Raw genomic sequence first — 23,734 nt, 5'->3', positions numbered from 1 at the left:
CGAGACCCGTTCAGCCGCCCTCGGAGGTCCCACCATGAGCTCAGTCCCCCCGCCAGGCCTCGATGCCGAGCAGCTGCGCGGTTATCTCGACCGCGAGCGCCCAGGCCTGGTGAGCGGACCGCTCAGCGCCCGGCTGATCCAGGGCGGCCGCTCCAACCTCACGTACTCCGTCACCGACGGCACCGGCCGCTGGGTCGTCCGCCGGCCCCCGCTCGGGCACGTACTGGCCACCGCGCACGACATGAAGCGCGAGCACCGGGTGATCAGCGCGCTGCATCCGACCGCCGTGCCGGTGCCCACGCCGGTGCTGCTGTGCGAGGACGAATCGGTGATCGGATCGCCGTTCTACGTCATGGAGTTCGTGGACGGCACTCCGTACCGCACTGCCGAGGAGCTGGCCGCGCTCGGCCCCGAGCGCACCAGGGACGCGGTCCTCGGCCTGGTCGACACCCTGGTCGAACTGCACGCCGTGGACCCCGAGTCGGTGGGTCTCGGCGACTTCGGGCGGCCCGAGGGCTTCCTCGACCGGCAGCTGCGCCGCTGGGGCAAGCAGCTGGACGCCTCCCGCAACCGCGAGCTGGCCGGCATCGACGAGCTGCATGCCGCGCTCGGCCGCGCACTGCCCGATTCACCCGCGCCCGCCGTCATCCACGGCGACTACCGGCTGGACAACGTCCTGGTCGGCCCGGACGACCGGATCAAGGCGATCCTCGACTGGGAGATGTCGACGCTCGGCGATCCGCTGACCGACCTCGGGCTGCTGGTGATGTACAGCGTCAAGCTGGAGCTGCCCGACTCCCCCGTCAGCACCACCGCGGGGGCCGCGGGCCACCCGGAAGCGACCGAACTGATCGAGCGGTACGCCGCCCGCTCTGGCCGGGACACCTCCGCCATCTCCTGGTACACGGCCTTCGCCTGGTTCAAGCTCGCCGTGATCCTCGAGGGCATCCACTACCGCTACACCCTCGGCCAGACCGTCGGCGCCGGCTTCGACCGGATCGGCGATCTCGTGCCCCTCTTCATCGAGCACGGCCTCACCACCCTCCAGGAAGGCTGAGTACCCCTATGGACTTCGCATTCGACGCGCGCACCGAGGAACTGCGGTCCAAGCTGCTCGCTTTCATGGACGAGCACGTCTACCCCGCCGAGGCGATCGAGCACGAGCAGCGCGCCCAGCTGGCCTCGCCGTGGGACACCCCGGCGATCTTCGACGAGCTCAAGGCCGAGGCGCGCAAGCAGGGCCTGTGGAATCTCTTCCTGCCCGACGCGGAGCACGGGGCCGGACTGACCAATCTGCAGTACGCGCCGCTCGCCGAAATCACCGGTCGCAGCCCGCACCTGGCTCCGACCGCCCTGAACTGCGCCGCGCCCGACACCGGGAACATGGAGGTGCTCTCGCAGTTCGGCAACGAGCAGCAGAAGAAGCAGTGGCTGGAGCCGTTGCTGGCCGGGGAGATCCGGTCCGCGTTCGCCATGACCGAGCCCGAGGTCGCCTCGTCCGACGCGACGAACATCCAGACGCGGATCGACCGCGACGGCGACGACTACGTCATCAACGGCCGCAAGTGGTACATCTCCGGGGCGATGAACCCCGACTGCAAGATCTTCATCGTGATGGGCAAGACGGACCCGGACGGGACCGACATCCGCCGCCAGCAGTCGATGATCCTCGTGCCGCGCGACGCCCCGGGCCTTGAGGTCCGGCGCGCCATGCAGGTGTACGGCTACGAGGACCACGCGCACGGCGGCCATGCCGAGGTCGTCTTCGACAACGTGCGGGTGCCGGCGTCGAATCTGATCGGCGAGGAGGGCGGCGGCTTCGCCATCGCCCAGGCGCGCCTCGGCCCGGGCCGTATCCACCACTGCATGCGGCTGATCGGCATGGCCGAGCGGGCCATCGAGCTGATGTGCAAGCGGGCGGTGTCCCGTACGGCCTTCGGCAAGGCGATCGCCCAGCAGGGTGTCGTACAGAACTGGATCGCGGACGCGCGGGTCACGGTCGAGCAGCTGCGGCTGCTGGTGCTGAAGACGGCCTGGCTGATGGACACGGTGGGCAACCGCGGGGCGCACACCGAGATCCAGGCGATCAAGATCGCGACCCCGAGGGCGGTGGTGGAGATCCTCGACAAGGCGGTGCAGGTGCACGGCGCGGGCGGGGTCAGCCAGGACTTCCCGCTGGCGGAACTGTGGGCGGCGGCGCGGACGTTGAAGCTGGCGGACGGACCGGACGAGGTGCATCAGCGGTCGCTGGCGCGGCGCGAACTGAAGCAGTACATGTAGCTGCGGCGGGGCGGGGGGCTGGAGGGGCTTGTTCCCCTCCAGCCCCCTTCCCGCAACCGGGGCCCCGCCCCGGCCAAGGTCGGGCTACGGGCGCAGGGCGCGCAGGAGCATGTCCGCGAGGTGGTCCGCCACCTGCTGCGGAGTGAGCGGGCCGTCCGGGCGGTACCACGTCGACAGGTGGTGGACCGAGCCGAAGTGGTAGTCCACCACCAGGTCCGCCGGGGTGGCCGAGGAGAACACGCCGCTCTGCTGACCCTCCTCGACCAGCGCGCGGAAGCGCTCGTGGTAGCGCCGGCGCTCGGCGCGCACCTGCTTGTGCTTCTCCGGGCTCAGATGGTGCATGGAGCGGAAGAAGATCGCGGCGTCGTCGAGGTTGTCGATCGTCGTCACCACGACATCCGCCGCCGCGCCCCGCAGCCGGTTCTCCACCGGCTCGTCGGCGCCCGCGAAGGCGTCGAGCCGCTCCTGCTGGAGCCGCAGCACGCGCGCATAGACCTCTTGGAGCAGGTCTTCCTTGGAGCCGAAGTAGTGGTACAGCGCTCCCTTGGTGACGCCGGCCGCCTCCACGATCTCCTGCACCGAGGTGCGGTCGTAGCCGCGCTCGGCGAAGAGCCGGGTGGCGGCGGCCAGCAGCCTCTGCGGGACGGGGGTGCCGTCCCCGTCCGTCGTCCTGGCCATTGCCGCCACCCGCCTCTCGTCAAATTCCTTGGGTCTACCCGGGAAAACGCAGTTCCCGCCTGAGGATCTTCCCACTTGTCGTCTTCGGCAGCTCCGGCAGGATCTCGACTTCGCGGGGGTATTTGTACGCCGCGAGTCGATCCGCACAGTACGCCGAGATCTCGGCCGGGTCGGCGGCAACCCCCGGGCGCAGACTCACATACGCCTTCACGCTCTCGCCGCGGTAGTCGTCGGGGACGCCGACCACGGCCGCCTCGCGCACCGCCGGGTGCGTGTACAGGACGTCCTCGACCTCGCGCGGCCAGACCTTGAAGCCGGACGCATTGATCATGTCCTTCTTGCGGTCGACGACATAGAGCCAGCCGTCCGCGTCCATGAAGCCGATGTCGCCGGTGCGCAGCTCGCCGTCCGGAAAGGCCTCGGCGCTCGCTTCGGGCAGCCGCCAGTAGCCGGGCACCACCTGGGGGCCGCTGACGGCTATCTCGCCGTGCTCGCCGAAGGGCACGTCCTGGCCCTTCTCGTCGACGATCCGCACGAGCGTGTCCGGCCCGGGCACGCCGACGGAGAGTGTGCCGGACCCGGGATCGACCGGGGCCTGCTTCTCCGGCGGCACGGAGGCGCAGGGCGCGGTGCACTCGGTGAGTCCGTAGCCGTTGTGGAGGTAGGGGCCGAAGCCCGTACGGAACTTCTCGACCAGCGCGGGCGGCACCGGGGCCCCGCCCGAGGAGATCACCTGGAACGAGGCGAAGTGCTCGCGGGTCGCCGCGGGGTGCGCGGCGAGCGCCATGAAGGCGGTGGAGGGCCCGACGGTGTACGCGGGCAGGTGCTCGGCGAAGGCGTCGAGGACGACTCCCGCCTCGAAGCGGTAGGCGAGGGCGAGGGTGCCCGCGTTGGCGATGCAAGCGGCGAGCTCGCAGACCATGCCGGTGATGTGGAACAGCGGCGCGAGCGCGAAGTAACAGGCGCCCTCGGGCACGGGGTGGCCGGTGCGCTGGCGCTCGGCGTTGTGGACGATGCCGCGGTGCAGGTTCATGGCGCCCTTGGGGGTGCCCGACGTGCCGGAGGTGTAGCTGATCAACGCCACGTCGTCGGGGGTCAGTTCACGCCCCTCGGGCGCGCGCAGCCCCAGTCTTGCCACGCTCACCAGGTCATGGGTGTCCTCCGGCCGCGGCTGCCGCTCGAAGCCGAGGACGCGGGCGTCGTTGCGGCTCTGCAGGTCCAGTTCGCAGGCGGTGAGGGCGAGGCGTACGGGCGATTGGGCGGCGCTGTCACGCAGATACGACTCCCATGCCCGGTCCGAGCAGATGAGCACGGTGACATCGGCGTCCTTGAGTACGTGCTCGACCTCGGCCGACTTGTACATCGGGTTGAGCGGGACGACGGTGGCCCCGGCCTTCCAGGCGGCCAGCAGCGCGATCACGAAGTGCGGGGTGTTCTGCAGCATGATCGCGACGCGGTCTCCGCGCACGACCCCGCGGGCGGCGAGATGGCCCGCGACGGAGTCGGAGAGCTCGTCGGTCTCGCGGTAGCTCAGCCGCCCGTCGAAGTAGGCGAGGGCGGTGTGCTCGGGGGCGCGGGCGACGGCTGCGCGGAAGGAGTGCACGACGCTCGCGGGCGGCGCGATCGAGGCCCGCTGGGCGTCGGTGAGCTGCGCGAGCCAGGGCTTGGCGGCGTAGATCGACGTCACTGGCCGGCCCCTTCCCACTTCTGCTGGATCTGGTTCATGCCGGCCAGCCAGCGCTCGGGGTCTGCGGCGCGGGCCTGGTAGTAACCGGCGACCTCGGGGTGCGGAAGGATCTGGAAGCGGTCGGCCTCGATGCCCTCGAACAGCGCGTCGGCGACGTCCTCGGGGTCGATGGCGGTGGGGGCGAGTACGAGTTCGCCCGCCGATCCGGCCGCGGTGAGCATGTCCGTACGCACCCCCTGCGGGCAGATGGCGTGCACCTTGAGGCCGCGGTGGCGGTAGGTGAGCGAGAGCCACTCGGCGAAGGCGTACGCGCCGTGCTTGCTGACGCTGTACGGGGCCGCGCCCACCATGGTGAGCAGGCCGGCCGCGGAGACGGTGGAGACGAAGCGGCCGCTGCCGCGCTCCAGCCAGTCGGGCAGCAGTGTGCGCACTGCGCGGACGTGCGCCATGACGTTGACGTCCCAGGCAGCCGCCCAGACCTTCTCGTCGGCGAAGGCGTTGCCGGGCGAGGCGAGGCCGGCGTTCGCGCAGTAGACGTCGACGGTTCCGTCCAGTGCGTCGCGGGCGGCTTCCACGATCTCGGAGGCGTCGCCGGGCACGGCGGTGGCCCCAATCTCGTCGGCGATCGACTTGGCCTTGACCGGGTCGATGTCGTTGACCACGACGCGGGCGCCCTCCGCCGCGAACCGGCGGGACAGCGCGGCGCCGATGCCGCCTCCCGCGCCCGTGACCACAACCCCAGCGCCATGCACCGTACTCATCAAGCTCCGCCTCTCCGCGCGCCGTCCCGTCCGAGCAGACTAACCAGTCGGTATGTAACTGGGAAGAGGGCGGGCGGCCACGACGGCCGGGTGTGCGAACCGCGCCGTCGCAATCGTTCCGCCCACCCGCCGTGCACGCTAGCGTGCGTGGCCATGACAGACAGCGATCACGGAGGTACCCGATGAGCCTGTCCAGACGGGGATTACTGGCCGCCGGTGGCGCGGTGGGGGCGCTGGCCGCGACCGGACCCACCGCGTCCGCCGCACCGATCGCCGGGCCGATTGCCGCACCGATCGCCGCGCATTCGGGCCGCCGCCGGGTCCGCACCGGCTTCGACCGGCTGGCCGCCGACGGCTACGCCTCCCTGTCGGGGCAGCGGGTCGGTGTGGTCACCAACCCGACCGGGATCACCCAGGACGTGCGCCACATCGTCGACGTCATGCACGCCGACGACCGGGTGGACCTGATCGCCGTCTTCGGCCCCGAGCACGGCTTCCGCGGCACGGCCCAGGCGGGCGGTTCCGAGGGCCGCTACGACGACCCGGCGACCGGGCTGCCCGTCTACGACACATTCGGCAAGAGCGGGCAGCCGCTCGCCGACATCTTCACCGCCTCGGGCGTGGAGACGGTCGTCTTCGACATCCAGGACGCCGGCGCCCGTTTCTACACGTACATCTGGACGCTCTACGACTGCATGCAGGCGGCCGCGCTGGTGGGCAAGCGCTTTGTGGTACTCGACCGGCCGAACCCGGTGACGGGCCGGGCGGCGCTGGGTCCCGTGCTCGACAAGGCCTTCGCGACCTTCGTGGGCCGCGAGCCGATCTCGCAGGCGCACGGCATGACCGTGGCCGAGCTGGCGGGGCTGTTCAACGGTGAGTTCCTGACAGAGCCGGTGGAGCTGGAGACGGTACGGATGTCGGGCTGGCGCCGCTCGGACTTCTTCGACGAGACCGGGCTGCCGTGGGTGCCGCCGAGCCCCAATATGCCGACACCGGACACCGCGCTGGTGTACTCGGGCAGCTGTCTGTTCGAGGGCACCAATCTCTCGGAGGGGCGTGGCACGACCCGCCCCTTCGAACTCCTCGGCGCGGAGGGCATCGACCGGCGCTGGGCCGAGGCCGCGAACGCGCTGGAACTGCCGGGCGTCCGCTTCCGCGAGGCGTACTTCGCGCCCACGTTCTCCAAGTTCCAGGGCAAGACGGTCGGCGGGGTCCAACTGCACGTCCACGACCGGGAGTCGTACGACCCGGTGCGCACCGGGATCGGTCTGCTGGTGACCGCGAAGCGGGCGTGGAGCGGCTTCGCCTGGCGCCCGGACAACTGGATCGACAAGCTGACGGGGTCGGCGAAGGTGCGGACGATGATCGACTCGGGGGCGGGTACGGAGGAGGTGGTGGGGGCCTGGCAGGGCGAGCTGGCCGCGTTCAGGTCCGTGCGGAAGAGATATCTGCGGTACTGAGGGAAGCCCCACCCAGGGCATGGGGAAGCCCCACCGGGGACAGGGGGGCCGACCGGTTGGTCCCGCCCGGTGCCGGACCGACACGCTTGATCCATGTACTCCCTGACACGTCAACGGTTACAGCAGGCGCTGCTGCTCGTGCTGGCTCTCGGCTCGCTGGTCGTCGCCGGGCCCGCGCGGGCGCAGCCCATCTCCCCCGCCTCGCGCGTCTCCCCCGACGATCCGGTCCGCGCGATGGCGCGCGCCGCAAGGCCACTGTCCGATCTGCGGCCGCTGGAGCGGATGATCGGTTCGGCGAAGATCGTGGGCATGGGTGAGGCGACCCACAACTCGGTCGAGTTCTTCACCACCAAGCACCGGGTGTTCCGCGATCTGGTGGAGCGCAAGGGCTTCACCACCTATGCGCTCGAGGCCAACTGGAGTGCGGGCCTGCGGCTCAACGACTATGTGCTGCACGGGAAGGGGGATCCTCAGCGCATCATGCGCGAGGAGTTCCAGAACTCGTATCTGATCTGGCACACCCGCGAATACCTGGATCTGCTCCGCTGGATGCGGCAGCACAATCTCCGCCACCCGCACCACCCCGTGCAGTTCATGGGCAACGACCTCGGCTACGCGGGGCCGCAGCTCTTCGACACCGTGACGGCGTATGTCGCCAGGCACTACCCGCGGCTGCTGCCGGAGTTCAGCCGTCTCTACCGCGCTTCGCGGCCGTCCGCGGGCGTGGACGCCACTATGAAGGCGTATCTCGTCAGGCCGCTGCCCGAGCGCCGGGCCATGGCGAAGGACGTCCGCCGGGCGCTGGGGATGCTGGAGAAGCAGCGGCCGGGTGCCGACCGGCAGGAGCACGCCTGGGTCCTCCAGCACGCCAGGGCCATCGCGCAGACAGGTACTGAGTATTCGTACGACCTCTTCGACCCGGCAGGGCTCGGCGGGGCGATGCACTACCGCGACCGGGTGATGGCCGAGAACACGGTGTGGTGGCAGCGGCAGACCGGGCAGCGGATCCTGCTCTCCGCGCACAACGGGCATGTGGGGTACGAGACGAGCAATCCCGCGCAGTATCCGAAGCTGCAGGGCGCATTTATCCGGGACATGATCGGCAACGCGTATGTGAGCGCCGGATTCACCTTCGGGCAGGGGTCGTTCAACGCACTGGATGTGACCGAGCCGGCCGAGCCGATCCGCACCTTCCGGGTCGGGCCGCCGCAGCCGGGCAGCAATGAGCAGATCCTGGAGCGGGTGTCACGCCCTGACTACTACCTCGACATGCGCTCTGCGCCGGCCGCCGCCCGGGCGTGGCTGGGTGTGGTCCGCAAGACCCGGAACATCGGCAACGCCTGGCCGGTCGAACCGGAACCGGTGCGGCTGGCACCTTCGTACGACGTGCTGATCCATCTCCACCGGATCAACGCGGCCGACCGTCTGTGACCGACTGCCGCAGTCGTCCCAGTCCGTGACCAACGGTTTCGCCGCCCATCCGGAATCGGCCACGACCGAACACCGTCACGGGTATGGCCGTTCCTCCCTTCCCGCAGGATGCTGTCTCATCAGGGGACAAAAACGGGGAGGGCCGGTCATGCCGGAAATGAGCGTGGAGCCGTACCGGGAGATCACTTTCGACAAGGACGGCGACGTCAACGTCGCGCAGCGGGACCGGCTGGCGGAGCTGAACGTCACCGATCTCGTGATGTTCGCTCACGGGTGGAACAACTCGCCCACCATCGCCAACCGGCTGTATTCGGCCTTCTTCGCACCCTTCCCGGGCCTGCTGGCCAACGCTCCTGGCGTCCGGCTGGGGTATGTCGGCGTCGTCTGGCCGTCCATGAAGTTCGCGGACGAGCCAATTCCGGACTTCACGCCGTCCGCTGTCGCTCCCGTGACGGCTTCCGGTCTTGACAAGGCAACGCAGGACGCGCTGGTCGAGCTGTTCCCCGGGCATGACGAGACGGTACGGCGGCTGGCCCAGCTGCTCGACGCACAGCCGGAGTCGGAGGCGGCGTTCGCGGAGTTCGGCGCGCTGGCACGGCGGTTGACGGAGGTACCGGCCGGCGGTCTTGAGGCCTGCTTCTCCGACGATCTGCCGCACGACGAGCAGAGCCCGCCGGCCGTGCTGTTCGAGGATGCGCTCACGATGTGCCGCCGCTTCACGCTGGCGCTGGAGGAGACCTGCGAGATGACGGACAAGGAGATGGCCAACGCGTCCTTCTCCCTCCCCGGCGGTCTCAAGAAGGCGTGGAAGGGTGCGAAGGAGCTGCTGCGGCAGACGACGTACTACGCGATGAAGCGGCGGGCCGGGACGGTCGGCGAACTAGGGCTCGGCCCGCTGCTCGGGCAGCTGGCCCGGTCTTCCCCCGATGTGCGAGTGCATCTGGTCGGGCACAGCCAGGGCGCGCGGCTGGTCTCCTTCGCACTGCGCGGGCTGCCCGACGGCGCACGGAACGTGAAGTCGGTGACGCTCCTTCAAGGGGCGTTCTCCCACTATGCGTTCACCACCAGCCTTCCCCATGCGACGCACAGCGGCGGTGTCCTGCGCACCATGGAGCACCGGGTCGACGGCCCGGTGGTGGCCTGCTATTCGCGGCACGACAGCGCGCTCGGGGTGATCTATCCGCTGGCGTCCAGCCTGGCCGGGGACGACAGGAGCGCGCTCGGGCTCGACAAGCGGTGGTGGGCGATGGGGCACGACGGCATACAGGCCGTCAGGCCGCTGGCGCAGCTGACCCTGGAGGAGGCGCTGGGGCGGGGGATTCCGGCCTCGGGCTGTGTCAGCGTGGACGCGGCGTCGGTGGTGAAGCGCGGCGGGCCGCCGACCGGTGCGCACAGCGACATCTGCCACGAGGAACTGGCCCGGGTGGTGCTCGCGGCGGGCCGCATCGGACGCTGATGGATTCAACGCCCGTGCGGCCCAAGTTGGTTGACGGCTACCGGTGCGAGGGGAACTCCACCACCTGCTGGTAGGTGGGGCGGTTCTGCCAGCTGATCGCCGGATGGGTGATGCCGCCGAGCGCGCGCTGGATGATCGAGTCCGCGCACCACTGCTCGCCCGCCCTGCAGCTGCCATCGGCGGGATAGACCTCGGTCGCCGGCTTGGCCGTGGCCCGCTTCAGCGCGGTCAGGAGCGCGTCGCGGCAGGCGGCCAGGTCACCGTTGCCGCAGTACGTCTTCGCCAGGGGGCCCTGGACCGGCTGTCCGAGTACCTGGCGCAGATCCTTGTCGGCGAACGCCCACCAGCCGTTCTGGAAGGCGGAGCCGCTGTGCCCGCCGGTCGGGCCGTGGCTTGCGGCCGGGGACTCGTCGACCGGAAGGTTCCCGGCGAGCGCGCGGTAGAGGTCGTCGCCGAGCCCCGGTCTGAACTCGGCCTCGATCAGCAGCGGCCACCAGGCGTCCATGAGGCGCACGGCGTCCGGGTGGGTGTAGTTGTGCGAGCCGGGCGAGGTCTCCCTGCGCGGCGAGCCCGCGGCCCGCCAGGACTCCAACTGCTGGATGGCGGTGTTCAGCTGGGGGTCGGTGACAGGCCCCGAGCGCAGCACCGCCAGCAGCTCGGGCAGCAGTTGCTCCCCGCGCAGATCGGTGACGGCGGCCTCCTCCATGGCCCGGGTGAGCGAGGCACGGGTGACCCCGCCGCCCGCGACGAGCTTTGCCACGCGACTGTTGAGCAGATCGCCGCGGTGCACGGCTCCGAAGCCGAAGCCCGCGGTGGCGTACCCCTTGGCCTGCCGGTTGTTCCAGGAAATGTAGTAGTCCTGGCCGATGGACTGCGGATGCTGGGCGAAGGACGTGTAGCCGGCGGTGTTGTTCGCCGGGTCGAAGCCCTGCCATTCGTACTGCCGGTCCGCCGTGATGGGCAGCGCGGGGTCGGTGTCGGGCGACCGCGCCGGGTTCATCCCGCTGTTGAAGTAGGCGGCGGTGCGGGAGTCGGCGTAGAACCAGTTGAAGGCGTAGTCGATGTTGTGGGCGGCCTGCTGGAAAGACGCGGCGTCGGTCACGAACGACGGGTCGTTGAGCATCTGGAAGCCGATGATCGAGTCGGCCTCGTGGCGGTAGGTGGTGCGCAGCGAGGTGTACGCGACGGGCTTGCCGCCGATCTTGGCGCGGTGGGTGACGATGCCGTAGTTGGTTCGCCAGACCTGCATCCGGTAGGAGCCGGCCGCGGTGGAGTCGGCGACCGTCGGCTTCCAGGCATTGCGCTTCTCCAGCTTCTCCATCGGGGTGCACACGCCCCGGTAGAGGTAGTGGACGTCGTCCTGGCAGAGCTCGACCGCGTAGGTGTCGGTGATGTCCTGGGCGGATGAGGTGGCGGACCAGGCGTAGTCCTGGCCGCGGCCCATCTGGACGTACATGCCGACTCCGGCGAAGGAGACTCCGCGGGCGGAGATGCCGGGGCCCTGGAGTTCCTGGAGCATCATCAACTGTGGCGCGAAGTAGCCGGTTTGAGGGCCGAATACGGCGATGGGGTGGCCGCTCGCGGTGCTCTTGCCGGAGACGAGGAGCGCGTTGGACATTCCGCGCCTGCCGCCGATCGAGCCGGGCTCGATGACCCCGTCGTCGAACATGCCCTGGGCGGGCTCGAGCATTGCCGGGGCCCGCAGCGGGGACTTGGTATTGCTGCCCGCTGAGCCGGTTCTGTCGTACACGAGCTGTTCGGGGACGACCGTTGCGGCGTCGGGCAGTGCGGTGCCGCGCGGGTTCGCGGGCTTGTTGGCGAACGGGAAGCTGGAGCCGTCGTGCAGGGTGAGCACGGCCTCGGGGTCCTCGCGCTGCCGGAAGGACTCCCAGACCTTGGTGCCTTCCACCAAACCGTACTTCTGCTGGGCGGCGAGCAGGGAGAGCGCGGCCTGCACCTCACCGCCGCCACCACCGCCGAACTGGCCGCCGACGACGGACGCGATGGCGATCAGGTCGGAGAGCGTGAAGGGCTGTATCTCCCCGACGTTGGTGATCGAGTCGATATGCCCGGTGAGGACGTACTCACCGGGGAAGTAGCGCCCGTTCTTGGACTGCACGCGGTAGGTGTTGATGCCGTCGACGTACGCCTGTACATCGGCCATGGCCTGCTCGCCGCGCGCACCCTCGGTGGTCCGGATGCGTTCGATCTGCGCCTGGTAGTCGGCTTCGGTGTACGGGGCCGAGGGCCAGAACTGCTGCTCCAGGCCCTGGTTGGCGAGCGCGCCGCCGGCGAAGGGCGTGAGCTCGCCGCGGCCGATGTGCCGGAAGAGGTCCATCATCCACAGGCGGTCCTGGCCCGCGGCGAATCCGGCTCCGAACTCCGTTCCGTACCGGGTGGAGCCCTTGATGTGGGGGACGCCGGTCTTCTTGTCACGGGTGATCGTGACGTCGGGGCGGGGTGTGGTGACGGACTCGACCTGGCCGTCGGGAACGCCGAACGAGGAGTCGTTGAAGAAGTCGTTGAGCTTGGCGTCGGTGAGTGAGCCATAGCCCCCGACCAGGGAGTCGTAGCGGGAGAGCTGGTCGGAGCTGTGGCCGGGACGGGTGCCGAAGACCTTGTGGGCGAGGATGTCGGCGAGGGTCGCGTTGCCGTTCTGCCCGGGCGGCAGGATGTCGGCGCACTGGCCCTTGCAGAGGTCGCCGTCGGCTGCGGTTGCGGTGGGGGCCGCGGTATCGGCGGAGGCCGCGGCCTGTGGCAGGGGAGCCAGCAGACCGGCGGAGAGCGCGAACACCGCGGCGGCGGTGGCAGTTCTGAGTCTTCCGGTGCGTCGTCGCATGGATGCTCCTCGGGGAGACCGATGCGCCGGAGGTTACCGGCGGTATGACTCGCGAGTAAGGTGAACATGCGTCACCTTTTCCGTATCGCCACAGCACGTGCCAGGCACTGCCTCCCCGGGGCCGTGGTGCGCGACGAGCCCGCCAACCGGCCCGCGTTCAGGGCGGGATGGGCACGGACTGCAATCGCGGGGGATGTTCTGCTGATGGCCGCCATCGGATATCCGATGGATTCGATGGAGCCGGATGGGGGACTCGTACGTCCATTCTTCGACGCCCAAGTACCAGCGACGGAGGTGGCAGTGCGATGGCCGGTTTCCGGAGTCTTGCGAGACAGGTGCGCGATGTGCGGTGTGACCTGGCGCTTCGGCGCTACTCACTGCGCAAGTGCCTGGAGCGTTTTGCCCCTTATGGGCACCGGGCAACCTGGGATCATCTGTGCGCCAGGCACAGCATCGAGCCCGAGGACCGGGCGCCCGATCCGGCGCGGCTGGTGGCCGCGCTCGAGGAGTTGGAGAAGGCGCGGGCCGTCTGGCTCGCGTACGAGGAGAGTTTCGCGGACCGCCGCAAACGGGAGAAGCACGATGGGCTGCGGCGGCCGGCAACGATCGACGACTGGCACCGGCGGACCTGGGGCGGGAACGGGGTCGCGCGCTGCGAAAGGCCGGCGGCCCACCCCTCGGCCCCGCTCGACGAGGTGCTGCGGCGACTGATATCCGCGCTGGAGACGGAACCCGGCGCGGGGTGCCCGGTGTGCGGAGGGAAGCACATTGTGTGGCGACAGGATCTGGCGAACGAGCCGTGGTTCGGGCCGGTCTGCACGGGCTGCGGCATTGTGGTGCCGCAGCCCGTGCTGACGTCCGAGGCCGTGGCGGCGGCCAAGCGGGCGGGGCGCAAGGAACTGGCGTCGGTGGCCTGAGGTCCTTCCTCCGCCCTGAGCCCTGGTCCTCAATCGCCGGACGGGCCGGCTGTCGGACCGCCCGGCGATCGAGGCCGCTTGTCAGTGGTGGCTGGCACCATCGAAGGCATGATCCAGGTCTGTCTGAACGGGCCCCGTTCGGCGGGCGACGGCGCCGCCGTGCCGCTGTCCCCCGGGGCGATGGCCGAGTCCGCGGCCGGGGCTGTCGCGGCCGGCGCCGCCGAGGTGCATGTGCACCCCAAGACGCCGTGCGGCGACGACACCCTGTCGCCGCGCGCCGTGGCCGAGGTGGTCACGGCCATACGGGCGGTGGTGGACGTCCCCGTCGGTGTGACCACGGGCGCCTGGGCCGAGCCCGATCCCCGGCGCCGGGTGGAGCGCGTCCGCGCCTGGACGGTGCTGCCCGACCACGCCTCGGTCAACTGGCACGAGCCGGGCGCGGAGTTGGTCGCGGCAGCTCTGCTGGAGCGCGGGGTCGGCGTGGAGGCCGGCCTGTGGTCAGGCACGGAGGGGCCGCGCCGCTTTCTGGCGTCCCCGCTCGCCCCACGTGTCCTGCGGGTGCTCGCCGAGGTGATGGACACCGACCCCGGCACGGCCGAGGATTCGGCGCGCTCGCTCCTCGCCGAACTGGGCCCGGCCCATGGCATATCCGTACTTCTGCACGGCGAGGACGGCGGCGCATGGCCTGTACTGGGACTCGCGCGGCGGCTGGGGCTGGATACGCGGGTGGGTCTGGAGGACGTGCTGCTCCTGCCGGACGGGCAGCCGGCCATGTCAAACGCCCAACTGGTGCGCGCCGCCCGGGACGGCGCCGATATTCGGTGGCCCGCACCCGGCCGCGGCCCGCAGAGTGGTACCGGAAATCCGTAATCGAGGAGACGCCGATGTCCACGCTGCGTGTCACCGCAGAACTGCTGACCGTGCATGAGCACCCGAACGCCGACGCGCTCGAACTGGCCCAGGTGGGCCTGTATCGCGCGGTCGTCGCCAAGGGCGCCTACCGCAGTGGTGACGCCGCCGTGTACATCCCGGAACAGGCCGTGCTCCCGGCCGAGTTGATCGAGGAGCTGGGTCTGACCGGGCGGTTGGCCGGAAGGGCCTCCGACCGGGTCAAGGCGGTGCGGCTGCGCGGCGAGCTGTCGCAGGGCATCGTCTGCCGGCCGCGGGCGCTCGCGGACACGGATCTGGCGCAAGCGGCCGCGGACGGCACGGACTTCGCGGAGCTGCTCTCGATCACCAAGTGGTCGCCGCCGATCCCGCCGACGATGGACGGGGAGGTGGAGCGGGCGCCCGATCTGCTGCCGTGGGTCGACATCGAGAACATCCAGCGCTACCCGGAGATCTTCGAGCCGGGTGAGCCGGTGGTGCTGACCGAGAAGCTGCACGGCTCGGCCTGCCTGATGACGTACAGCGTCGCGGACGGCGGGAGAGTGCAGGTGTCGTCGAAGGGCTTCGGCGCGAAGGGCCTTGCGCTCAAGGAGGACCCGCGCAATCTGTACTGGCGCGCGGTGCTCGGCCATGACGTCCCGGCGGTGGCGGCGCGGCTCGCCGAGAAGCTGGGGGCCGGCCGGGTCGGCATCTTCGCCGAGGTGTACGGCGCGGGGGTGCAGGACCTGGGCTATGGGGCCAACGCCCGCTCCGAGGCACTGGGTTACGCCGTGTTCGACGTCTCCGCGGAGATCGACGGCCAGGTCCGCTGGCTGGACCCGGTGGGGCTGCTGGAAGGTGAACTGCCGCTGGTGCCACGGCTGTTCGAGGGCCCCTACGACATCGAGAAGGTGCTGGAGCTGGCGAGCGGCCGGGAGACGGTGTCGGGGCGCGAGCTGCATCTGCGCGAAGGCGTCGTGATCCGCCCGTCCCCCGAGCGCTACAGCCCGGTGGTGGGCGGCCGGGCGATAGCGAAGGCGGTCAGCCCGGCGTACCTGACCCGCAAGGGCGGCACGGAGTACGAGTAGACCGGCACCGGTCAGGATCGGTAGCGGAGGTGGGCCCGTCACGGGGGTGCGGGCCCACCTCCGCTTTCCGCGCCCGGCGGCCGGGTACGCCTGATATGCCCTTCGGGCGTGCCCTCAATCGCCGAACGGGCCGAAATTCAGCTCCTTTGGCGATTGAGGAGCGGAACCCCGCGCACCCGCGCGCGTCAGGCGTCGCCCTTCGGCGCGCGACGGCGTTCCGGGAGAAGGCGGGAGCCCGTCATCCGTTCGCCGAAGACGTCGTCCGGGTTGGACAGGACACAGGTCTCCAGCGAGAGACAGCCGCAGCCGATGCAGTCCGTGAGGTGGTCACGGAGCCGGCCGAGTTGGTTGATCCGCTCGTCCAGTTCCTTGCGCCACGCCCGCGACAGCCGCGCCCAGTCGTCCCGGTCGGGCGTGCGCTCCTCGGGCAGTTCCGCGAGGGCCTCCCTGATCGTGGCGAGCGGGATGCCGACGCGCTGGGCCGCACGCACAAAGGCGACGCGGCGCAGCGCGTCCCTTCCGTAGCGGCGCTGGTTACCGCTGGTCCGGCGGCTGCTGATCAGGCCCTTGGACTCGTAGAAGTGCAGGGCGGACACCGCGGCGCCGCTGCGCGCGGACAGCTGGCCGACCGTGAGCTCGTGAATCTTCTCGGGAATCTGTGGCACTCATCGGAGAGTACTGGTCGTCCGTTGACAGGACCGTGTCCGCCCACCCATGCTGAGCAAGCGCTTAGACAACAGAGAGGCAGGGACCAGGGACATGGCTGAGCCGAGGATCTTCACCTCCGCCGATGAGCTGCGCGCCGGTGTCGGCGAGCAACTGGGACACAGCGACTGGTTGGAGATCGAGCAGAAGCGGATCGACCTGTTCGCCGACGCCACCGGTGATCACCAGTGGATCCACATCGACCCGGAACGCGCGGCGAGCGGCCCCTTCGGCACCACGATCGCGCACGGCTATCTCACGCTGTCGCTGCTGCCGGCGCTCGTCCCGCAGGTGCTGCGCGTCGAGGGCATGAAGATGGGCATCAACTACGGCGCCAACAAGGTCCGCTTCCCCTCCCCCGTACCGGTGGGCTCGCGGCTGCGCGCGACCGCCGTACTGCAGAGCGTGGAGGAGGCGGGCGGCGGTGTGCAGGTGACCGCCCTCGTCACGGTCGAGCGCGAGGGCGGCGACAAGCCCGTCTGCGTGGCGGAGTCGGTGTCCCGCTACTTCTTCTGAGCGCCGACCATGCGCAGGACGAGGTCGGCATAGAGCGCGCCGACCTCGTCGGGCGTCCGGCGTCCCCTGGTGTTGAACCAGCGCGCCACGTCGATGCAGAGCGACAGCACGGCGACCGTGGTGCCGGGAATGTCCGGGACGTCGAACTCCCCCGACTCCACGCCGTCGCGCAGAATCCCGCGTACGACGGCGTCGCTCCGCCGGCGCAGCTCGATGATCTCCGTACGGTGGTCGTCGGAGAGCGCGTCGATCTCGTACTGCACCACGTGTGCGGTGTCGTGCCGCCCCGCGTGCCAGCGTACGAACGAGCTCACCGCGTCGGCGAGCCGCTCGGAGGGCGTGCCGTCTGCGTCGGCCGCCGCCGAAAGGATCTCCAGGGCCTTGTCGTGCCCGATCCGGCTGATCCGGTGGAGCAGCTCTTCCTTTGTCTTGTAGTGGATGTAGAGCGCGGCGGGGCTCATCCCCGCGCGGCCCGCGATGTCCCGGGTCGTCGTCGCGTGGTAGCCGCGCTCGGCGAAGGCCTCGACGGCGGCGACGAGCAGCTTCCGTGCGGCCTCGGGCGTGACCTCGCCCCACGGCATGTCCTCGCCGGCCGTGTCCTCCGCCGTACTCATCGCTCGCCCCTTCCGTTCATCGGAAGGCACACCATACCCCGACGGTGAGCAAGCGCTTAGAGACTTAGAGCTTCTGGAAGGGGTCGTGCTCGGCGAGCATCTTCTCCAGTCTGGCCTGGTCGACGCGGCTGACGATCTGCCCGGCCTCCTGACGGTCCCTGATCACCTTGGCCAGGGTGAACGCCGAGGTCGTGAGATAGAGGACGGCGATGGCGAGGAAGCTGCGCACCCAGGCGTTGGCGTCGAGGTAGAGAATGCCGAGGCCGACGGCGGCGAGCGCGACCGCGAAGGAGGCGACGGCCTGTCCGTAGAAGGCCGCGGTGCTTTGCTGCTTGACCGGTGTCTCACTCATAGGGGCAAGGATCGACGGCTGTGGCCCGCACCACATCCGCTCCCGTACTCACCTGCGTACTCAGTCGGCCGTGACCGGAGAACCGGCATTCAAAAGGCGGAGACTCCGGTCAGGGCGCGGCCGATGATCAGCTTCTGGATCTGGCTGGTGCCTTCGTAGAGGGTCATCACCCGGGCGTCGCGCAGCAGTTTGCCGACCGGGTACTCGTCGATGTAGCCGTAGCCGCCGAAGACCTGCAGGGCGTTGTTGGCCGCGCGCACCGCGGCCTCGGAGGCGAAGAGCTTGGCCTGGGACGCGGCGGTGGCGAACTCCTCGCCGCGGTCGACGAGGTCGGCGACCCGCCAGGTCAGCAGCCTGGCGGCCGCAACGTCCACCGAGATGTCGCTGATCAGTTCCTGGACCAGCTGGTACGAAGCGATCGACTTGCCGAACTGCTCGCGCTCGCCCGCGTATCCGACGGCCGCGTCGAGCGCGGCCTGCGCGATCCCGACACAGCCCGCCGCGACCGACATCCGCCCCTTGGCGAGCGCGGACATGGCGATGGAGAAGCCCTTTCCCTCCGGGCCGAGCAGGGCGGCGGCCGGCACCCGCACATCCGAGAGCACCAGCTCGGCGGTGGCCTGGCCGCGCAGGCCGAGCTTTCCGTGGATGGTGCGACGGGTCAGACCGGGGGCGTCGGTGGGCACCAGAAAGGCGGAGACGCCGCGGTGTCCGGGCGTGTCGTTGGTGCGGGCGAAGAGGAGCACCACATCGGCCCAGGTGCCGTTGGTGATGAACATCTTGGAGCCGTTGATGACGTAGTCGTCGCCGTCCCGTACGGCCCTGGTGGTCAGATTTCCGGCGTCGGACCCGGTGCCCGGCTCGGTGAGCCCGAAGCAGCCGAGCGCCTCCCCGGCGGTCAGCCGGGGCAGCCACTGGCGCTTCTGCTCTTCGTCGCCCCAGGCGGCAATCGTCTTGGTGACCAGGCCGAGCGATACGGACACGATGCCGCGCACCGACGAGTCGCCGCGTCCGAGCTCCTCGGTGACCAGGCAGTACGCCAGATGGCTGCCGCCGCTGCCGCCGTACTCCTCGTCGATCGTGAGCCCGAGGAAGCCCAGCGCGCCCAGCTTCTTCACGATCGACCGGTCGACGCTCTCGGCGCGGTCCCACTCGACGACGTGCGGGGTGATCTCACGGTGGACGAAGTCCTTGGCCAGCTGCCGGACGGCTGTCTGCTCCTCGTCGAGTTCCAGATTCATCTGTCCACCCCACTTTTAACTACCACTGCTAGTTTCTTGTCCGCAGGCCTACTATGTGCCGCATGGCCCGACCGCGCAAGCCCCTGCTCAGCAGAGAACGCATCGTCAAGACGGCGAGCGCGCTCGTGGACGCGGAGGGCCTCGACGCCGTCTCCACCCGACGGCTGGCCGCCGAACTCGGCGTCAGCGGGCCGTCCCTCTACAACCATTTCCGCAACAAGGACGAGATCCTCGACGCCGTCGCCGACACGGTCAGCGCCCAGGTCGACCTCTCGATGTTCGACGAGGACGACGGCCGCGACTGGCGTACCGCACTGCACGACTGGGCCGTCTCCTACCGGGCCGCCCTGACCGCCCACCCGAACACCGTCCCGGTCCTCGCCCGCGGGCCCGGCCGCCGCCCGGCCGGGCTCAAGGTGGCCGACGCCGTCTTCGGCGCGATGGTCCGCGCGGGCTGGCCACCGGCCCAGGCGACCCATATCGGCGCCCTGATGCGGTACTTCATCACCGGCTCGGCGCTCGGCTCCTTCGCCCGGGGCTTCGTCGACGACGAGACGGCGTACGACCCGGCCGACTATCCGCACCTCGGCCAGGCGCATCTGCTCGCCGAGCGGCAGCAGAAGGTGGACGAGGGAGCGTTCGAGACGGGGCTGCGGGCGCTCATCGACGGTCTGACCGTCCAGTACGAGACGATCGGCCGCTGACGCGGGCGGGCGGCGGCTTGTGTCTGGCCGGGGTCGCCGTTTCGCGCTCCCGGGCCAGGCGGCCGGCCGCGCCCGCCGACGCCGTCCCACGGCCGAGCAGGGCCGGACGTCGTCAGGGCTGACGGGCGCTGTCGCGCAGCCGGGCCAGCGTGTGCAGGCCACCCTCTTCGTGCAGCCGGGTCGTCGTGGTCCGCTCCGGATAGCAGCGCATGAACATATTGGTGAAGTGGGTGCCGTAGTGCAGCCGGTTCTCCTCGTCCGGCGCGCCCGCGGCATCGTCGCCCCGCGCGCACTTCAGCGGTTCCACCCAGGCATTGAAGTGGGGCTCGTGGAAATACGCCATGGCGTACCGCTCACGGTCGGCCAGCCGCACCTTGTGCGGGGTCGAGAGCAGCCGGCCGCCGGTGAGGAGCTGAAGGATGTCGCCCGGGAAGACGGTCAGGGTGCCGGGGACTGGATCGACAAAGGTCCACGGCTCCTCGTTCTCGTACATACCGGCGCTGCTTTCGTGCTCCAGCCAGTTCCGGTTGCGGTGCTCGCCCGACACCGGCGGGCGGATCCAGAGCCCGCCGACCTCGTCCTGCGCGGCGATGACCAGCAGTCCGTAGTCGGTGTGGGCGCCGATCCCGCGGCTGCTCTCGCTGGACTCGGCGGGGAAGCGCAGTACGCGCATATGGTGCCAGCCGTCGTCGGTGAGGTCGGTCAGCGCGGCGGGGTCGTCGAGTCCCAGGCCGAGCGCGGTGAGCCCGAGCAACGTCTCCCCCAGTGAGCCCAGTCCGGCCATGAAGGCCTGCATGGACCACTGGTACGCGTCGTCCGGCCAGGGCACCGGGCCGTGGCAGGGCCAGCCGGAAACGGCCCGGGCGTCGGCCGGCGGGACGTCCTTGCAGACAGTGAAGATCTCCGAGTAGTCGGCCTCGCCCGCGGTGACCTCCTCGCCGGAGGCTATGTAACCGCTGTAGCTGGAAGCGCTGATGTGGCGGGCCTTGTCGCGAAGGGGTCTCGCGAAGAACCTCCTGCTCGCCTCGAAGGCCCAGTCGGTGATCTGCTGCTGGGCCGGGTCGATGGCGATGTAGAAGATGCCGTGGGTGCGCCACGCCTCCACCATCGCGACGCCGAGCGCACGGTCGGCGGGGGATGCGGTGACGGAGTCGGGTAATGCGAAGACGGGCAGGTCGGCCATCGCGGTCGTCGGTCCTCTCGCTCGTGAGTGGATGCGGCCGTCCCGCGGGGGAAGGCGGGACGGCCGCACACAGGGGTCTCACGGGCGAGAGACGGAACCGGCTCAATCCAGTGCGTCGGCCTTTGCTACAGCCGTCGCTTCGGCATCGGCATCGGCATCGGCGGTGGCCTCGGCGTTGGCCTGCGCGCCCTCGGCCTGCGCGGAATCCCGGGCGGCCGCTCGCGCCGACAGGATCCTGATCGACACGAGAGCGATGACGGCGAGGCCGATGATGTAGCCGGAGACGGCCATCGAAGTGCCGGTCGCCTCAAGCAGCAGGACCATCACGAAGGGCGCGAGGCCGCCGCCGAAGACCGCCGCGATCTGGTAGCCCAGCGAGGCGCCGGTGTAACGCATCTCGGCGGTGAAGAGCTCGGCGAAGAGCGCGGCCTGCGGCCCGTACATGATGCTCAGGAAACAGCTGGTGACAAAGGTGCCGACGGCCAGCCAGAGCAGCGACTTGGTGTCGATCAGCAGGAACATGGGGATCGCCCAGACCAGCAGGCCGACCGCGCCCGCGGCGTAGATGCGCAGCCGTCCGATGCGGTCGGAGAGGGCCGCGGACGCCGGTATCAGCACCAGCTGGGTGATGCTGATGCAGAGCGAGACGGTGAGCACGGCGCCGCGCTTCATGTCGAGCTCACGCGTCGCGTAGTCGAGCACGCCGGTGATGATGATGTAGAAGGTCGCCGTGTTCACCGCGAAGGAGCCGCCGGCCAGGAAGACCGTGCCGAGGTGCTCGCGCAGGATCGTACGAAGCGGCGAGGGGGCTTCGCTCTTCTCGTGTGCGGCCAGGGCCTGTTCGGCCTTGCGGAATTCCGGGGTCTCCTCCACGCGGTTGTGGATGTACCAGGCCAGGGCGAGAACGAGGAAGCCGACGAAGAACGGGACGCGCCAGCCCCAGGCGGCGAAGGTGGTGTCGTCGGTGACGGCCCCGGCGACCAGGAAGACGGTGTTGGCGGTCACCACGCCGATGGGGACGCCGAGTTGTACGAGGCTGCCGTAGAGCCCGCGCTTGCCCTCGGGGGCGTACTCGGTGGCCATCAGCATCGCGCCGCCCCACTGGGCACCGACCGCGATGCCCTGGACGACGCGGAAGAGCACCAGCAGCACCGGGGCGGCGATGCCGATGGTCTCGTACGTGGGGAGGAGACCGATTCCGGTGGTGGCGAGGCCCATCAGGGTCAGCGCGAGGACCAGCATCGGCTTGCGGCCGTGCTTGTCGCCGAGCTGGCCGGCGATGACGCCGCCGATGGGGCGGGCGAGGAAGCCGACCGCGAAGGTGGCGAAGGCGGCGAGTACACCGGCGGACGAGCTGCCGGAGGGGAAGTAGAGCTTGCCGAGGACGAGGGCGGCGGCGATGCCGAAGACGAAGTAGTCGTACCACTCGACGGCGGAGGCGAGGGCGGCGGCGGTGGCGACGCGTCGGCGGTGGGTGTCGGGGGACTGAGCGGGGGTGTCCATGCGTGCACACTCCGGTGGGTGCGGGGACGAGGAGTGCGGGGACCGTACCGACCGGGCGGTATGGCGTCAATGGTTTGCGCAGACGGTGGGTTTTTCCCTACCCGCCCTCCTCCCACGGCCTGGCGGCCGTGGGAGGTACCCCCATCCCGAACTGGGGCCGGCCCCCAGACCTCCGCGCCTCAAACGCCGGCGGGGCTGGTTTTCGGGGCTCCGCCCCGGACCCGCACGCCCTTCGGGCGTTGTCCTCAATCGCCGGACGGGCTTGATATGGCCGCGTCTCAAGCCCCGCCGGCGATTGAGGCGCGGGGTACGGGGCGGAGCCCCGGTTCAGGGAAGGGGCGGGGTGGGGAAGCGTCCCTCGGCGGCCTAGAAGACCACCAGCGCGCGCCCGCCCTTGCCCGCCAGCATGTTGTCGAACGCCGCCGGGATCCCGTCCAGCCCGATCCGCTCCGTCACCAGACCGCTCAGGTCCAGGCGTCCCGCTCGCACATGCTCGGCGAGAATCGGCAGGTCACGCGACGGGTCGCTGTTGCCGTAGACACAGCCCGAGAGGGTACGGCCCCAGTGGAAGATCTCCAGCGCGTTAAAGCTGACCTGCTGGTCCTTGCCGCCGATGCCGACGACCGTGGTGCGGCCGCCGCGGCGGGTCGACTCCCAGGCCGTGCGGATCGTGGTGGCCCGGCCGACGCACTCGATCGCCACGTCCGCGCCCTGGCCGCCGGTGAGCCCCCGGATCTCCTTCGCCGTGGTGTCGGAGGCGATGACGTATTCGGTCGCGCCCGCCCCCCGCGCCAAGGCTTCCTTCTCCGCGGACACATCGACGGCGATGACCGTCGACGCGCCCGCGATCCGGGCGGACTGGAGGGTGGCGAGGCCGACCCCGCCGACGCCGAAGACGACGACCGACTCGCCCTCGCGGACACGGGCGGAGTGGTGGATCGCGCCGTACCCGGTGAGCACAGCGCAGCCCAGCAGGGCCGCGTCGGTGAGCGGGATGCCGTCCGGGACCGGGAGGACGCAGTTCGCGGCGACGTCGGTCTCCTGCGCGAAGGCCGCGACGTTCAGGCCGGGGTGCAGCTCGGCGCCGTCCGCGGTGCGGGCGTAGACGCTCGCCGCGCCCGCGAGGGCCCCCGCGCACAGCCACACCTCGCCGATCCGGCAGTGGTGGCAACTCCCGCAGGAGGGCGCCCAGTTGAGTACGACACCGTCGCCGGGGGCGACATGGGTGACGCCGTCGCCGACCGCGACGACGGTGCCCGCGCCCTCGTGGCCGAGGACGCAGGGTGTGGGCACCCGCATGGTGCCGTTGGACAGGGACAGATCGGAGTGGCAGACCCCCGCGGCGGCGAGGCGGACCCTGACCCGGCCGGGGCCGGTCTCGGGCAGTTCGATGTCGGTGATCTCCAGCGGAGAGCCGACGGCGGGCAGTACGGCGGCGCGGACCATGATGCG

At 70.3% G+C, this 23,734-nt stretch carries 21 protein-coding genes; 10 read left to right on the top strand and 11 right to left on the bottom strand.

Annotation, left to right across the window (positions count from 1 at the left end; all coding sequences use genetic code 11):
* Window positions 1-34: 34 nt before the first annotated feature.
* A complete protein-coding gene (locus OG729_RS31690) occupies window positions 35-1,057 on the top strand; it encodes a phosphotransferase family protein (protein ID WP_360882119.1) in 1,023 nt (340 codons plus the stop codon).
* 8 nt (window positions 1,058-1,065) lie between these two features.
* A complete protein-coding gene (locus OG729_RS31685) occupies window positions 1,066-2,280 on the top strand; it encodes an acyl-CoA dehydrogenase family protein (protein WP_405809333.1) in 1,215 nt (404 codons plus the stop codon).
* A gap of 84 nt (window positions 2,281-2,364) precedes the next feature.
* On the opposite strand, the gene OG729_RS31680 is transcribed toward OG729_RS31685, so the two are convergent.
* From OG729_RS31680 to OG729_RS31670, 3 genes are read right to left on the bottom strand one after another with little or no spacing between them, the layout of a single operon-like run.
* Window positions 2,365-2,958 (bottom strand): TetR/AcrR family transcriptional regulator, encoded by a 594-nt coding sequence (locus OG729_RS31680; protein ID WP_360882123.1) that lies wholly within the window; start codon window positions 2,956-2,958, stop codon window positions 2,365-2,367.
* A gap of 34 nt (window positions 2,959-2,992) precedes the next feature.
* The gene (locus OG729_RS31675; protein ID WP_405809331.1) at window positions 2,993-4,645 is read right to left on the bottom strand and encodes an AMP-binding protein; all 1,653 of its coding nucleotides are present in this window, start codon (window positions 4,643-4,645) and stop codon (window positions 2,993-2,995) included.
* Window positions 4,642-5,406: an SDR family oxidoreductase gene (locus OG729_RS31670; protein ID WP_360882127.1), complete on the bottom strand. Its 765-nt coding sequence runs from the start codon at window positions 5,404-5,406 to the stop codon at window positions 4,642-4,644. The genes OG729_RS31675 and OG729_RS31670 overlap by 4 nt, the downstream gene beginning before the upstream one ends.
* A 182-nt stretch (window positions 5,407-5,588) precedes the next feature.
* Between OG729_RS31670 and OG729_RS31665 the strand changes: the two genes are divergently transcribed.
* From OG729_RS31665 to OG729_RS31655, 3 genes are all read left to right on the top strand, one after another.
* On the top strand, window positions 5,589-6,866 hold the full coding sequence (locus OG729_RS31665; RefSeq protein WP_405809330.1) for an exo-beta-N-acetylmuramidase NamZ domain-containing protein: 1,278 nt from the start codon (window positions 5,589-5,591) through the stop codon (window positions 6,864-6,866).
* A gap of 93 nt (window positions 6,867-6,959) precedes the next feature.
* Window positions 6,960-8,297 carry an erythromycin esterase family protein gene (locus tag OG729_RS31660; protein WP_405809329.1) on the top strand — a complete coding sequence of 446 codons (1,338 nt, stop codon included), beginning with the start codon at window positions 6,960-6,962 and terminating at the stop codon, window positions 8,295-8,297.
* A gap of 148 nt (window positions 8,298-8,445) precedes the next feature.
* Window positions 8,446-9,753, top strand: coding sequence for a serine-threonine protein kinase (locus tag OG729_RS31655; protein ID WP_405809327.1), 1,308 nt, complete (start codon window positions 8,446-8,448; stop codon window positions 9,751-9,753).
* Window positions 9,754-9,790: 37 nt separating this feature from the next.
* On the opposite strand, the gene OG729_RS31650 is transcribed toward OG729_RS31655, so the two are convergent.
* Window positions 9,791-12,592, bottom strand: a complete 2,802-nt coding sequence (locus OG729_RS31650) for a penicillin acylase family protein (RefSeq protein WP_405809326.1) — start codon at window positions 12,590-12,592, stop codon at window positions 9,791-9,793.
* A 305-nt stretch (window positions 12,593-12,897) separates the two neighbouring features.
* Between OG729_RS31650 and OG729_RS31645 the strand changes: the two genes are divergently transcribed.
* The 3 genes from OG729_RS31645 (at window position 12,898) to OG729_RS31635 (ending at window position 15,464) form a co-directional block, all read left to right on the top strand.
* Window positions 12,898-13,509 (top strand): hypothetical protein, encoded by a 612-nt coding sequence (locus OG729_RS31645; protein ID WP_360882137.1) that lies wholly within the window; start codon window positions 12,898-12,900, stop codon window positions 13,507-13,509.
* A 108-nt stretch (window positions 13,510-13,617) separates the two neighbouring features.
* A complete protein-coding gene (locus OG729_RS31640; RefSeq protein ID WP_405809324.1) occupies window positions 13,618-14,379 on the top strand; it encodes a 3-keto-5-aminohexanoate cleavage protein in 762 nt (253 codons plus the stop codon).
* A 14-nt stretch (window positions 14,380-14,393) separates the two neighbouring features.
* Window positions 14,394-15,464, top strand: coding sequence for an RNA ligase (ATP) (locus tag OG729_RS31635; protein WP_405809322.1), 1,071 nt, complete (start codon window positions 14,394-14,396; stop codon window positions 15,462-15,464).
* Window positions 15,465-15,649: 185 nt separating this feature from the next.
* On the opposite strand, the gene soxR is transcribed toward OG729_RS31635, so the two are convergent.
* Window positions 15,650-16,129, bottom strand: coding sequence for a redox-sensitive transcriptional activator SoxR (gene soxR / locus OG729_RS31630; protein WP_405809320.1), 480 nt, complete (start codon window positions 16,127-16,129; stop codon window positions 15,650-15,652).
* Between the two features lie 94 nt (window positions 16,130-16,223).
* Between soxR and OG729_RS31625 the strand changes: the two genes are divergently transcribed.
* Window positions 16,224-16,685, top strand: a complete 462-nt coding sequence (locus tag OG729_RS31625) for a MaoC family dehydratase (RefSeq protein WP_360882145.1) — start codon at window positions 16,224-16,226, stop codon at window positions 16,683-16,685.
* Here the strand turns inward: OG729_RS31625 and OG729_RS31620 are convergent.
* From OG729_RS31620 to OG729_RS31610, 3 genes are all read right to left on the bottom strand, one after another.
* Entirely contained in the window at window positions 16,673-17,299 is a 627-nt protein-coding gene (locus OG729_RS31620; protein WP_360882147.1) for a TetR/AcrR family transcriptional regulator, read from the bottom strand. The two genes, OG729_RS31625 and OG729_RS31620, sit on opposite strands and share 13 nt — an antisense overlap.
* Before the next feature lie 64 nt (window positions 17,300-17,363).
* On the bottom strand, window positions 17,364-17,651 hold the full coding sequence (locus tag OG729_RS31615; protein WP_360882149.1) for a YiaA/YiaB family inner membrane protein: 288 nt from the start codon (window positions 17,649-17,651) through the stop codon (window positions 17,364-17,366).
* 89 nt (window positions 17,652-17,740) lie between these two features.
* On the bottom strand, window positions 17,741-18,892 hold the full coding sequence (locus OG729_RS31610; RefSeq protein ID WP_360882151.1) for an acyl-CoA dehydrogenase family protein: 1,152 nt from the start codon (window positions 18,890-18,892) through the stop codon (window positions 17,741-17,743).
* A gap of 62 nt (window positions 18,893-18,954) precedes the next feature.
* Between OG729_RS31610 and OG729_RS31605 the strand changes: the two genes are divergently transcribed.
* Window positions 18,955-19,596: a TetR/AcrR family transcriptional regulator C-terminal domain-containing protein gene (locus OG729_RS31605; RefSeq protein WP_360882153.1), complete on the top strand. Its 642-nt coding sequence runs from the start codon at window positions 18,955-18,957 to the stop codon at window positions 19,594-19,596.
* A gap of 112 nt (window positions 19,597-19,708) precedes the next feature.
* Here the strand turns inward: OG729_RS31605 and OG729_RS31600 are convergent, their stop codons facing one another.
* The 3 genes from OG729_RS31600 to OG729_RS31590 form a co-directional block, all read right to left on the bottom strand.
* Complete coding sequence (locus tag OG729_RS31600; protein WP_405809318.1) at window positions 19,709-20,779, bottom strand: 2-oxoglutarate and iron-dependent oxygenase domain-containing protein; 1,071 nt, start codon at window positions 20,777-20,779, stop codon at window positions 19,709-19,711.
* Window positions 20,780-20,881: 102 nt separating this feature from the next.
* Window positions 20,882-22,282 carry an MFS transporter gene (locus OG729_RS31595; protein WP_405809316.1) on the bottom strand — a complete coding sequence of 467 codons (1,401 nt, stop codon included), beginning with the start codon at window positions 22,280-22,282 and terminating at the stop codon, window positions 20,882-20,884.
* Between the two features lie 366 nt (window positions 22,283-22,648).
* Complete coding sequence (locus OG729_RS31590) at window positions 22,649-23,728, bottom strand: zinc-binding dehydrogenase (protein ID WP_405809315.1); 1,080 nt, start codon at window positions 23,726-23,728, stop codon at window positions 22,649-22,651.
* Window positions 23,729-23,734 lie beyond the last annotated feature (6 nt).

Origin of the sequence: Streptomyces sp. NBC_00210 (assembly GCF_045160975.1) — a bacterium.
In the GTDB taxonomy this organism is placed as follows: domain Bacteria; phylum Actinomycetota; class Actinomycetes; order Streptomycetales; family Streptomycetaceae; genus Streptomyces.
This window is presented reverse-complemented; position numbering and strand designations above follow the sequence as displayed.